The sequence below is a fragment of the Achromobacter sp. 01N37 genome, assembly GCF_056399725.1.
Window position 1 is genome coordinate 35,871 of record NZ_JBFTRX010000012.1, and the last position, 11,571, is coordinate 47,441.

Sequence of the window (11,571 nt, forward strand, 5' to 3'; positions counted from 1 at the left end):
TTTTTTTTCTTGTGCGAGGGCTGCGGCGGATGCAAATTTCTTTCGGCGTGTTGCACAAGGCCCATCTCGCAATTCTTTTGCGCGGTGCTCGGCGTAGGATATCGCTCATTCCTGCTAGGGAATGAATCGGGATATCAGAGGACCCTATGTCGTTGGCAGTACCCGCCGGCTGTGCCGGTTTGGCCAAATCGCGGCAAGCGCTATCGGTGGACGACTTGTTGGCCGGCTGGAACGGCGTCGACGATTTATGGGTGTTCGCCTATGGGTCCCTGATCTGGCATCCCGGCTTTGCCTGGCTCGAGCGCCGGCTGGCCACGGTGCGCGGCTATCACCGTTCTTTGTGCCTGTGGTCTCACGACCATCGCGGCTCGCCCGATAACCCAGGCCTCGTGTTTGGCTTGAACCGGGGCGGTTGCTGCCGTGGCGTGGCGTATCAGATTGCGGCGGCTGACGTGCGCGACGTGTTCCAGGCGCTCTGGCGCCGCGAGATGGTGACGGGCGCCTACACCCCCCGTTGGCTCACGTGCCACACCGAAGCCGCACCCGTGCGCGGGCTGGTCTTCCTGCTGAACCGGGCTTGCGATGAATACGCCGCTGACCTGAGCGACGACCGCCTGCTCGCGTGCATACGCAATGCCGTCGGGCATTCCGGGCCGTGCCTGGATTACGTGGTGGAGACCGAGCGTGCGCTGCGCGCGCATGGCATTGACGATTGGCGGCTGGGCGATCTGGTCCGCAAGCTGGGCCACGCCTTCTGACGATTGGGCCCTGCGCTTGAACGGTGCCAGCGGCCAAATGTTCTGACGTTCGGCCCTGCGCTTTAGAAGTGCCAGCGGCCGAACATGTACAGCACGTTGCCCGCGCCGGATGCGCCGGGAATGTAGGTGGCGTAGAACATGGCGTCTTTGTAGCCCGCGCCCACCAGCGGCAGGATGCCGGGGAACGGCACGTAGCTCATGATGTCGTGCCGCGCGGTAAGAAACACCGTGTAGCCCGCGCCCAGGCGGAAGTTCTCGCTGACTTGTCCGATCTTCAGGAAGCCGTAGCCGGCAATCGGTTCGACCTTGCTGTGCGAATCCAGGAACGCCATGGCGTACAGGCCCTGCCAGTCGCCGTCTTCGTCGTAGATGCTGCGGCCATAGCCGCCGCCCCACGCCAGTTCGTTGAAGCTGTCGATTTTCTCTTTGCTGTACATGGCGCGGTTGTGCCAGGCGTAGCCGGAAACGTAGAGGTCGTGGCCGCCTTCGGTCCAGATCTGGTCCAGGCGATTACAAGCGGACTGCGCCCAAGAGGGCATATTTTCACAGGCTTGAGCAGTGGCGGCGAAAGTCGAGAGCAGCAGGCAAAGGATCGCTGCCCGGATGTTGGCGGTCATTACGGGTACTAAGGGATGAAGATGACAATTCCATGACTTTACATGGAGTCACGGGCATATCCCTGTCAGACCGCTGTCATGAAACGACGTTCGAATGCATCTGCCCGCTGAAAGCGGGCAGATGGCAAACATAGATTAAGAATTCTCTGTGGCGGTCAAGCTACAGCAGGAAGAGCGTGGCCAGTCCCAGGAAGATGAAGAAGCCAAGCGAGTCGGTGGCGAACGTCAGCAGTACCGACGAACCCATCGCAGGGTCTTTGCCGAAGCGGGCGCGCAGCATCGGCACCAGCACGCCGACGGACGCGCCGACCAGCATATTGCAGATCATCGCCGCCATCATGACGAGTGCGATCGAGATCGAATGCGAGATCACCCACGCGAACAAGGCGGCCACCAAGCTGCCGCACAAGCCCACCAGCAAGGTCACAAACAGCTCGCGCTTGACCAGCTGCCACAGGTTGCGTCCGGTGATCCGGCCCATGGCCAGCGCCCGGATGATCAGCGTCATGGTCTGGTTGCCGGAGTTGCCGCCAATGCCGGCCACGATGGACATCAGGAAGGCCAGGATGACGATCTGGCTGACCGTGCCTTCGAATTGGGATGCCACGAAAGACGCCGTGGCGGCGGTACAGAGGTTGAACAGCAGCCAGGGGGCGCGGTTGCGCAAGGCGGTGCTGACGGGGGCAAAGATGTCTTCTTCTTGCAGACCTGCGCGCGACAGCGCCTGTTCTTGCGAGTCTTCACGCATCACGTCCACCACGTCGGCGATGGTGACGCGGCCGATCAGGCGGCCCTGGTCGTCCATTACGGGGGCGGACACCAGGTCGTAACGTTCAAAGGCGCCGGCGGCGTCGGCGTCGGAATCCAGCGGGTTCAGCGCCAGGAAATCCGAATTCATGACGGCGCGCACCTCGGTTTCGGGTTCGCTGACCAACAGGCGCGACAGCGGCAGAATGCCTTGCAGCTTGTCCTGGCGGTCCACCACGAAAATCTGGTCGGTGTGGTCGGGCAGCTCGTGCAGGCGGCGCAGATAGCGCAGCACCACTTCCAGCGTGACGTCTTCGCGCACCCGGACCATTTCGAAGTCCATGATCGCGCCCACGCTGTCTTCCGGATAGCCCATGGCTTCCAGCAGCTGTGCGCGTTCTTCTTCGGTCAGGCCCTTTTGCACTTCCGCCACCACGTCGGGCGGCAGGTCGGGCGCCAGGTCGGCCAGCTCGTCGGCGTCCATGTTGCCGGTGGCGGCGACCAGGTCTTGCCGGTCCATCGCTTCAATCAGCGATTCCCGCACCCAGTCTTCGACTTCCAGCAGCACGTCGGCGTCGTGCTCGGGGCTGACCAGCTTCCAGATGGCCTGGCGTTCGTCCTTGGGCAGCGATTCCAGGATGAAGGCGATATCGGCCGGATGCAGGCCGTCGAGCAGCGTCTTGAGTTCGGCCTCGTGCTGGCGGTGCACCAGGTCTTCGACCAGCGTGGCCTTGGCGTCGCCTTCTTCTTGGCGATGCACCAGATCGGCCACCAATTGCTGGCGGCGCAGGCGTTCCTGCACTTCGGCCAGGGCGATCTGTGCGTCTTCCGGGTCGAGGCGGCGGGGCGTCGCGGGCGGTTTCTGCGCGGCGGCGGACTGCGTCATGCGTTACGGCTCAAAGAGTGGGGAGGGGGCGGCTGCGCCGCGCTTCGTCGGTGGCGACGTATGTCAGGGTGGCCTCGGTGACCTTGACGACTTCGGCGTCCAGGCGCTGGCGTTCCGCGTAGACCTCGACCGACACCGTGATCGACGTCTTGCCGGTCTTGACGATGGCGGCGTAGAAGCTGAGGAGGTCGCCCACGAACACGGGCTCTTTGAACTGAAAGGCGTTGACCGCGACGGTGGCCACGCGGCCAGCGGCGCGGCGGGCCGCTGGAATGGAGCCGGCGATGTCGACTTGGGACATGATCCAGCCGCCAAACACGTCCCCGTGGATATTTGCGTCGGCCGGCATCGGCATGACGCGCAATACCGCGTCGCGATCGGCGGGCAAGGTCGTAAACGGGGATTTGTTGCTGGAGGTCATGCGGCCGACTCCACTGCTAGGGAACCAGCCGATTATGCAGGAAAAAAGCGACTGCGGCGTGCATGGACGAACGGCCGCCGCGCTTTGCAGCGGCGGCCGCGCGGATCAGGTGGCCAATTTGACGATGCCGTAGCCGCCAACCAACAGCCACGCGTACAGGATCAGGCCCAGGGCCATCACGCGGGGGCCGGCTTTCTTGATCTGGGCAAAGCGGGTTTCGATGCCCAGCGCCGTCATGGCCATGGTCAGCGCAAAGACATCCAGGCGGCGGATGGCGGCGATGGCGTCGGCGGGAATGATGTTCAGCGAATTGATGATGGCCAGCACCAGGAAGCCGACCGCGAACCAGGGAATGGGCAACTTGGCGCCCTTGGCCTGGCCGCCCGTCTGGCTGGCGGCGCTGCGCAAGTACATGCCCAGCACCAGCAGCACCGGCACCAGCAGCGCCACGCGGGTCATCTTGACGATGGTGGCGACTTCGGTGGTGGCGGGGTCGATATTGCTGGCCGCGCCGACAACCTGCGCCACTTCATGGATGGTGCCGCCGATATAGATGCCCAGCGCCTGGGTATCCAGGTTGAGCCAGCCTGCGTGATAGAGGATGGGGTACAGGAACATGGACAGCGTGCCGAACAGCACCACGGTGGCCACGGCCACGGCGCTCTTGTGCGGGGCGGCGCGCAAGGTCGGTTCGAACGCCAGCACGGCGGCCGCGCCGCAGATGGCGCTTCCCGCTGCGGTCAGCATGGCCGTGTCGCGATCCAGGCCCAGCATGCGCTGGCCGACCACGGTGCCAATCAACAGGGTGCCCAGCACCACGGCCACAGAGACCGCCAGCCCCGGCAAGCCCACGGCCGCGATCTGCTGGATGCTGATGTTCAAACCGTAGAAAGCGACGGCGATGCGCAGCAGGCGCCGCGCGGTGAAGTTCACGCCCACGCCCCAATCCGCCGGCATGGTGCCGCGCAGGAAGTTGCCATACAGCATGCCGCAGACAATGCCGACCACCAGCGGGGAAAAGCCCAGCTGGCGAATGGCGGGCAGGTCCGCCAGCTGCATGACGGCCGCAGCCATCAGGCCGACGAACAGCACGCCGTTGAGTTTGTCGCGCCAAGGGGTGGCGGTGGGGGCGGCAGCCGGTGCTGCGGCGGCCGATGCCGCAGCGGCGGGCGCCCCAGCTGTCGAAGCGGGAAGCGGTACTGCGGTGCTGGTGGTGGTGCTCATGATGGCCCTTTGGGCATATCTAAATAACTTCTCGAAATATTAGATGTGCCACTACTATTTGAAAAATCTTTATTTTGAATATGTAATATCGGAAATTCTGATAATTAACTGCCTATGACCCCTGATCAATTACTGACCTTCGCCTGCGTTGCCGATACCGGCAACATCAGCCGCGCCGCGCAAGTGCTGCATTTGTCACAGCCCGCTGTGTCGGGCCAACTGCGCATGCTGCAAGAATGGTTTGGCGAACCGCTCTACCGCCGCAGCGGCCACGGCATTGCATTGACCGAGGCCGGCGAACGGCTGGCCGAGCAGGCCCGGCAACTGCGGCAGGTGTATCGGCAGGCGCAGGCGGTGCGGGAATCGTGGCGCGGCCTGGAAACCGGCGCGCTGCGGTTAGGCGCCAGCACCACGCCCGCCAGCTATCTGTTGCCGCGCCTGGTCGCCGATTTCCGCCACAACTTTCCCGCGGTCAGCCTGCACCTGTCAGATGGCAACACGCGCGAAATCGTTGAGCGGCTGCCCGCGCTGGATCTGGCCTTTATTGAAGGAGATGTGCCCACGGGCCTGCCGGCGGATACCGCGGTGCACGCTTGGCGGCAGGACGAAGTCGTGGCGATCGTGCGGGCGGATCACGCGTTGGCCAGCAAGGGCGCGGTGACATTGCGCGACCTGGCCGCGTCGCCATTGGTGATGCGCGAACCTGGCTCCGGCGTGCGCCGTCTGGTCGAACGCGCGTTTGCGGATGCCGGGCTGGCGCCGTCGGTGGGGCTTGAGCTGGCGGGGGTGGAAGGGGTGAAGCAGGCGGTGCGCGCGGGGCTGGGGGTGGGCTTTGTATCCGTCATGTCGATGCGGCATGAGGACGGTGCGCTGGCGGCATTGCGCTTGTTGCCCAAGCCGCTGACGCGCACGCTGAGCATTCTGGTGCCGCATGCGGATGCCGCGGCCCGCGCCGCCGAACGCTTTTTGGCGATGTGCCTGGCGGTCGGGGCGGCGGAGGGCGGGTAGGGCGCGTAAAGCTCAGGCCTTGGCCAGACGCTTCAACGCCAATTGGACCCAGTACGTGCCGCCCAGCGGCAGCAGGTCGTCGTTGAAGTCGTAGCTGCCGTTGTGCAGCATGCAGGGGCCCAGGCCGTGGCCGCTGTCGCGGTGTTCGCCCGTACCGTTGCCGATCCAGACATAGCAGCCCGGCAGTTCCTGCAGCATGAACGCGAAGTCTTCCGCGCCCATCGTCGGCTGCACATGGTCGTTGACGTTGGCCTCGCCCACGATGTCGCGCATCACATCGGCGCAGAACGCCGCTTCTTCAGCGTGGTTGATGGTGGGCGGGTAATTGCGCTGGAACGTGAATTGCACGTCGCAATCCATGGCGGCGCAGGTGTGGCGCGTGATCTCTTCCATACGGCGTTCGATCAGGTCCAGCACGTCCAGCGTGAAGGTGCGCACCGTGCCGCGCAATTCGGCGTGATTGGGCACGACGTTGTCGGCGCTGCCGGCGTGAATCTGCGTGATGCTGAGCACCGCCGCGTCCAGCGGATTGCGGTTGCGCGTGATGATGGTCTGCAGCGACTGCGCCAGCTGCACGGCCGCCATGACCGGGTCGATGCCCAGGTTGGGCATGCCAGCGTGCGTTCCCTTGCCCTTCACGACAATCGAAAACTCGTTGCTGGACGCCATGATGGGGCCGGGCGTCACGCCGAATTGGCCGGTTTTCATGCCGGGCCAGTTGTGCATGCCAAACACCGCTTCCATCGGGAAACGCTTGAACAGGCCGTCGTCGATCATGCGCTTGGCGCCGCCACCGCCTTCTTCGGCGGGCTGGAAAATCACGTAGACGATGCCAGCAAAATCACGGTGTTGCGACAGATATTGCGCCGCAGCCAGCAGCATGGCGGTGTGGCCGTCGTGGCCGCACGCGTGCATCTTGCCTTCGTTCTGGCTGGCGTGCGCAAAGGTGTTGACCTCTTGCATGGGCAACGCGTCCATGTCGGCGCGCAGGCCCACGGCGCGTTCGCCCGGCTGATTGCCGCGAATGACGCCAACGACGCCCGTGCCGCCCAAACCGCGGTCGACCTCGATGCCCCATTCTTCAAGCTTGGCCGCGACCACATCGGCGGTGCGGAATTCTTCGAATGCCAGTTCAGGATGCGCGTGGATGTCGCGTCGGATCTTGGAAATGTCTTGATGCCAGGCGACGATGGGTTCGAGCAGTTTCATGGGGAAAGTCAGGCGGAATTGGGGAACGCAACAAGGTTATCATCAATCAAAAATCTATTTAATGGAGACAAATACCATGACGCGTCCGTGGCTTGCCCATTACCCGAAGGGGGTTCCGGCGGAGATCTCCACTGAGGGTTATTCCTCGTTGGCCGACCTGCTTGACCGGGCCTGCAAACAATATGCGTCGCGCATCGCCTGCACGGCGATGGGCAGCGACATCACCTATGCGCAGCTGGATCAATATGCGCGCGGCTTCGCAGGCTGGCTGCAAAGCCTGGGCCTGCCCAAGGGCGCGCGCGTGGCGCTGATGATGCCAAACGTGCCCGCGTATCTGGTCGGCATGCTGGGCACGTTGCGCGCCGGGCTGGTCGTGGTGAACGTGAACCCGCTGTACACCGCAGACGAACTCGAGCGCCAGCTGCAAGACAGCGGCGCATCCGTCATCCTGATTCTTGAGAACTTTGCCAATACCTTGCAGGCGGTGAAGAACCGCGGCCAGCTCAAGCACATCGTGGTAACCGGCCCGGGTGATTTGCTGGGCGGGCTGAAGGCGCCTCTCGTCAACTTTGTGGCCCGCCACATCAAGAAGATCGTCAAGCCCTGGCGCATCGACGGCGCACACAATTTGCCGGCCGTGCTGCGTGATGGCGCGCGTGCGCCGTTCACGCCACCCGCCTTGTCGATGGACGATGTGGCGGTGCTGCAATACACCGGCGGCACGACGGGCGTGCCCAAGGGCGCGATGCTGTCGCACCGCAATCTGGCGGCCAACGTGTTGCAGACGGAAGCCGTGGCGCAGCCCGTGGTGCACGATCTTGCGCACACGCAGCTCACCATCATCAGCGCACTGCCGCTGTACCACGTGTTCGCCATGACGGTATGCGGCTTGTACGGCCTGCACGCGGGCATGCGCAACGTGCTCATCATCAACCCGCGCGATCAGCCGTCGCTGATCAATGCGTGGCGCAAGGTGCCGATCAATCTGTTCCCGGGCGTCAATACGCTGTTTAACGCGCTGGCCCATAACGAAGACTTCGCGAAGCTGGATTTTTCGGCGTTGCGGCTGACCTTGGGCGGCGGCATGGCGGTGCAGCAGTCGGTGGCGGAGCGTTGGCTGAAGATTACCGGCCGGCCGCTGATTGAAGGCTATGGCTTGTCCGAGACCTCGCCCGTGGCCACGGTGAACCCCACCGACGCCACCGCGTATTCAGGCTCGATCGGCTTGCCGCTGCCTTCCACCGATGTGGCCATTCTTGATGACGCCGGCCATGAAGTGCCGTTGGGCGAGCGCGGTGAAGTGGGCATACGCGGGCCGCAGGTGATGCTGGGGTACTGGCAGAAGCCCGAAGAAACGCGGCAATCGATGACGGCCGATGGCTACTTCCGTACGGGCGACATCGGCATCATGGACGCGCAAGGCTACACGCGCATCGTCGACCGCAAGAAAGACATGATTGCGGTGTCCGGCTTCAAGGTCTATCCGAATGAGGTCGAGGCCGTCGTGGCGCAAATGCCGGGTGTTCTGGAATGCGCCGCCATCGGCGTGCCTGACGAGCACTCGGGTGAAGCCGTGAAGGTGTTTGTCGTGAAGAAGGATGCGTCGTTGACCGAGGCCCAGGTGCAGGACTGGTGCCGCGAAAAGCTCACGGGCTACAAGCGCCCGCGCTTCGTGGAATTCCGCGACGAATTGCCCAAGAGCAACGTGGGCAAGATCCTGCGCCGCGAACTGCGCCCCGACGCGCCGGCCAAGGCGCCCCAGGACGCTGCGGCCGCCTGATTGGCGTTATGCCGCGTCAGACGGCGGGTTGTCCAGGTGCGGGGCGACCATGTCATGCAGGGCGCGTTCGATAGCGGGGTTGCCCGCTACGACGCGTCCGCCGATCGGCCAGGGGTCAAGTTTGTGCATGTCTGTGCAGGTGCCGCCCGCTTCGCGCAAGATCAGCGTGCCAGCGGCCACATCCCACGGCGCCAGGCCCATTTCCCAATACCCGTCGTAACGGCCGCAGGCGGTCCACGCCAGGTCCAGCGCGGCCGCGCCCATGCGGCGCACGCCGCGCGCACGCTTGATGGCGTCGTTCAGCATGGGCATGTATTGGTCGGCGAACGAAAAGTCGCGGAAGGGGAATCCGGTGGCCAGCACCGAATCTTCAATCGTCTGCGTGCGCGAACACTTGATGCGCCGGCCGTTCAGCCAGGCGCCCATGCCATACACCGCGGTGAACAGCTCTTCGCGGTTGGGGTCGTACACCACGCCGATGACGGGGGTGTCTTCCTTTAGCGTTTCCGTGGCCGACACCGCCGTGCCTGCGTGGGCGATCAACGCAATCGATACGGCGTAGTGCGGGATGTCGTGCAGAAAGTTGGTGGTGCCATCCAGCGGGTCGATGTACCAGGTGGCGATGCCTTGTGGCTTGCCGCCCGTTTCTTCGGCGACGATGCCGAACTTGGGCGTTCGCGTTTGCAGCTCCTGGATAATCACGGCTTCGGCCTCGCGGTCCGCTTGGGACACGAGATCGTTGCGCGCCTTGCGGTCGATCACGAGATCGGCGCGATGGTGCGCGTAGGATTGCAGAATGGCCGCGCCAGCATGCGCCGCCGTGACTGCCGCATCGATCGCGGCGCACAGGTCGATGGGCTGGGCCAGTGAGCGGGGCTGATCATAGGTATCCATGTAAACCAGTGTAAGCCCAGCAATGCGTCAAACCCGTGGCAGTGGCGCGAAAGGCGGATACCGCGTGGCGTCCATCCAACGCCCGCGCGGGCGCCGATCGATCATTCGCGCTTGTCTCAACTCTGATTATTTCCTCGGAATTCCATGTCCTCGTCTTATCTGCCCCTGACCCCCGCCGTGACGGACATCAATGCCGACGGCACGCTGTTCAGCCCCTTGTATGACGATGTGTATCACTCGCCGTCGGGGGCGTTGGGGCAGGCGGAACATGTGTTTCTGCAAGGCAACGGCCTGCCCGAGCGCTGGCGGGGGCGCGACGGGTTTACCGTGTGCGAGACAGGGTTCGGCCTGGGGCTGAACTTTCTGGCGCTGTGGAACGCCTGGCGCAATGACCCGCAGCGGCCTGCCGCCCTGCATATGGTGTCGATGGAGGCGCATCCCTTCACACGCGCGAACCTGGTGGCGCAGTTGGCGCGGTATGCGCCCGCGCCGCTGGCGGAGCTGGCGCAAGCGCTGTCGGCGCAATGGCCGGCGTTGCTGCCTGGCCTGCACCGGCTGGAGTTCGAAAATGGGGCGGTCACGCTGACCCTGGGTTTTGGCGACGCGCAGGGGTTGGCGCGGCGCTTGAACGCGCGGGTGGATGCCTTTTTTCTGGATGGCTTCGCGCCCGAACGTAATCCCCGAATGTGGGCCACGCCGCTGTTGCGCGATCTTGCCAAGCTGGCGGCGCCCGGGGCAACGGTTGCCACCTGGGTCTGCACGGGCGAGTTGCGGCATGTCTTGCAGGGCGCCGGTTTCGACGTGGCGTGCGCGCCGGGGTATGGCGGCAAGGGGCACATGACCGTGGGCACGGTTCGCACGCCGGGCAGCGCGGCAGCGGCCCCGCGCGCGACAGTCAGGCATGCCGTGGTGGTGGGGGCGGGGCTGGCGGGTGCGGGCATTGCGCAGTCGCTGGCGGGGCGGGGATGGCGCGTCACCGTGCTGGATGCCGGCCGGGCGCTGGGCGCGCCCGCGCATGGGGGGCACGTGGCGGCGGCGCTGACCCCCGTGATTGCGCGTGACGACAACGCCCGGGCGCGGCTGTCGCGCGCAGGCAGCCAGCGCGCCGAGGCCCGCTGGCTAGGGCTGGCCCATGGCGCCGCGCCGCGTGTCTGCGGCACCGTCCAGGTCGAGCGCGATGCGGGCAAGTCCGCAGCGCTGGCGGGCACCTTGGAAACGCTGGCGTTTCCGTCTGATTGGGTACGCATGGTGGACCGCGACGAGGCCAGCGCGTTGGCAGGTCTGCCGCTGGCGCGTGGCGGCGTGTTCTTTGCGCAGGGGATGCTGGTGCAGCCGAATCGTCTGATCGATGCGCTGCTGCAAACGCCGGGTGTGACGGTCGTGCCCGCCAAGGCAGCGCGGTTGGAACCGGTTGGGCAGGGCTGGCGCGTGCTGGATGAGCAGGGCCTGGAAATCGCGCATGCCGAAACCGTCATCCTGGCCAACGCCTTTGGCGCGCAGGGGGTACTGGCCGGCAGCGGTCTGCTCGACCCCTTGCCGCGCATTGCGCAAATGCATGCGCTAGCGGGCGAAGTCACCCTGGTGCCCGCGGCCTCGCTTGCCGGCGGCCCGCGTTGCATTGTGGGGGGCGAGGGCTATCTGCTGCCCGATGTGGGCGCGGGTTGCGTGGTGGGCAGCACGTACATGCACGGCGCCACGCAGACGCAGGTCAGTGCGGAAGGCCAGCGCGTCACGCTGGACAAGGCGGCCGGCCTGCTGAGCGGTCACTTTCCCGACTTTGATGCCTTGGTGCCGGGGACGTTGCCGGGCTGGGCCGGATGGCGCGCGGTGTTGCCGGGGCGCTTGCCTGCCGTGGGCGAGTTGCCGCATGCTAAGGGCGTGTGGCTGGCCGTCGGCTATGCCTCGCGAGGGCTGTCTTGGTCGGCATTGATGGGTGACGAGATTGCCGCTCGGCTGACAGGCGAGCCCGGTTTGCTGGAAACCGATCTGGCCCAACTTGTTTCACCGCGATGAAAAAAAGTCGGGAG

Annotated in this window: 10 protein-coding genes; 4 read left to right on the forward strand and 6 right to left on the reverse strand. The window is 64.9% G+C overall.

From position 1 onward, the window contains the following. Positions 1-146 precede the first annotated feature (146 nt). Positions 147-758, forward strand: a complete 612-nt coding sequence (locus tag AC1DSJ_RS22260) for a gamma-glutamylcyclotransferase (RefSeq protein WP_175171836.1) — start codon at positions 147-149, stop codon at positions 756-758. Between the two features lie 62 nt (positions 759-820). On the opposite strand, the gene pagP is transcribed toward AC1DSJ_RS22260, so the two are convergent. From pagP to AC1DSJ_RS22280, 4 genes are all read right to left on the reverse strand, one after another. After that, the gene (gene pagP / locus AC1DSJ_RS22265) at positions 821-1,375 is read right to left on the reverse strand and encodes a lipid IV(A) palmitoyltransferase PagP (RefSeq protein WP_054420469.1); all 555 of its coding nucleotides are present in this window, start codon (positions 1,373-1,375) and stop codon (positions 821-823) included. Positions 1,376-1,535: 160 nt separating this feature from the next. Next, complete coding sequence (gene mgtE, locus AC1DSJ_RS22270) at positions 1,536-3,008, reverse strand: magnesium transporter (RefSeq protein WP_054420471.1); 1,473 nt, start codon at positions 3,006-3,008, stop codon at positions 1,536-1,538. A 10-nt stretch (positions 3,009-3,018) separates the two neighbouring features. Continuing rightward, complete coding sequence (locus tag AC1DSJ_RS22275) at positions 3,019-3,429, reverse strand: acyl-CoA thioesterase (protein WP_054420472.1); 411 nt, start codon at positions 3,427-3,429, stop codon at positions 3,019-3,021. 105 nt (positions 3,430-3,534) lie between these two features. Then, positions 3,535-4,653 carry a YeiH family protein gene (locus AC1DSJ_RS22280; protein ID WP_441370486.1) on the reverse strand — a complete coding sequence of 373 codons (1,119 nt, stop codon included), beginning with the start codon at positions 4,651-4,653 and terminating at the stop codon, positions 3,535-3,537. 114 nt (positions 4,654-4,767) lie between these two features. Here AC1DSJ_RS22280 and AC1DSJ_RS22285 point away from each other — a divergent pair, with 114 nt between their 5' ends. After that, entirely contained in the window at positions 4,768-5,661 is an 894-nt protein-coding gene (locus AC1DSJ_RS22285) for a LysR family transcriptional regulator (protein WP_054420473.1), read from the forward strand. A 12-nt stretch (positions 5,662-5,673) separates the two neighbouring features. On the opposite strand, the gene AC1DSJ_RS22290 is transcribed toward AC1DSJ_RS22285, so the two are convergent. Then, on the reverse strand, positions 5,674-6,870 hold the full coding sequence (locus tag AC1DSJ_RS22290; RefSeq protein WP_441370487.1) for a M20 aminoacylase family protein: 1,197 nt from the start codon (positions 6,868-6,870) through the stop codon (positions 5,674-5,676). Positions 6,871-6,946: 76 nt separating this feature from the next. Between AC1DSJ_RS22290 and AC1DSJ_RS22295 the strand changes: the two genes are divergently transcribed. Further along, entirely contained in the window at positions 6,947-8,650 is a 1,704-nt protein-coding gene (locus AC1DSJ_RS22295; protein ID WP_441370488.1) for an AMP-binding protein, read from the forward strand. 6 nt (positions 8,651-8,656) lie between these two features. Here the strand turns inward: AC1DSJ_RS22295 and AC1DSJ_RS22300 are convergent, their stop codons facing one another. Further along, positions 8,657-9,544: an inositol monophosphatase family protein gene (locus tag AC1DSJ_RS22300; protein ID WP_054420479.1), complete on the reverse strand. Its 888-nt coding sequence runs from the start codon at positions 9,542-9,544 to the stop codon at positions 8,657-8,659. Between the two features lie 144 nt (positions 9,545-9,688). Here AC1DSJ_RS22300 and mnmC point away from each other — a divergent pair, with 144 nt between their 5' ends. Beyond that, entirely contained in the window at positions 9,689-11,557 is a 1,869-nt protein-coding gene (mnmC, locus tag AC1DSJ_RS22305) for a bifunctional tRNA (5-methylaminomethyl-2-thiouridine)(34)-methyltransferase MnmC2/FAD-dependent 5-carboxymethylaminomethyl-2-thiouridine(34) oxidoreductase MnmC1 (RefSeq protein WP_441370489.1), read from the forward strand. Positions 11,558-11,571 lie beyond the last annotated feature (14 nt).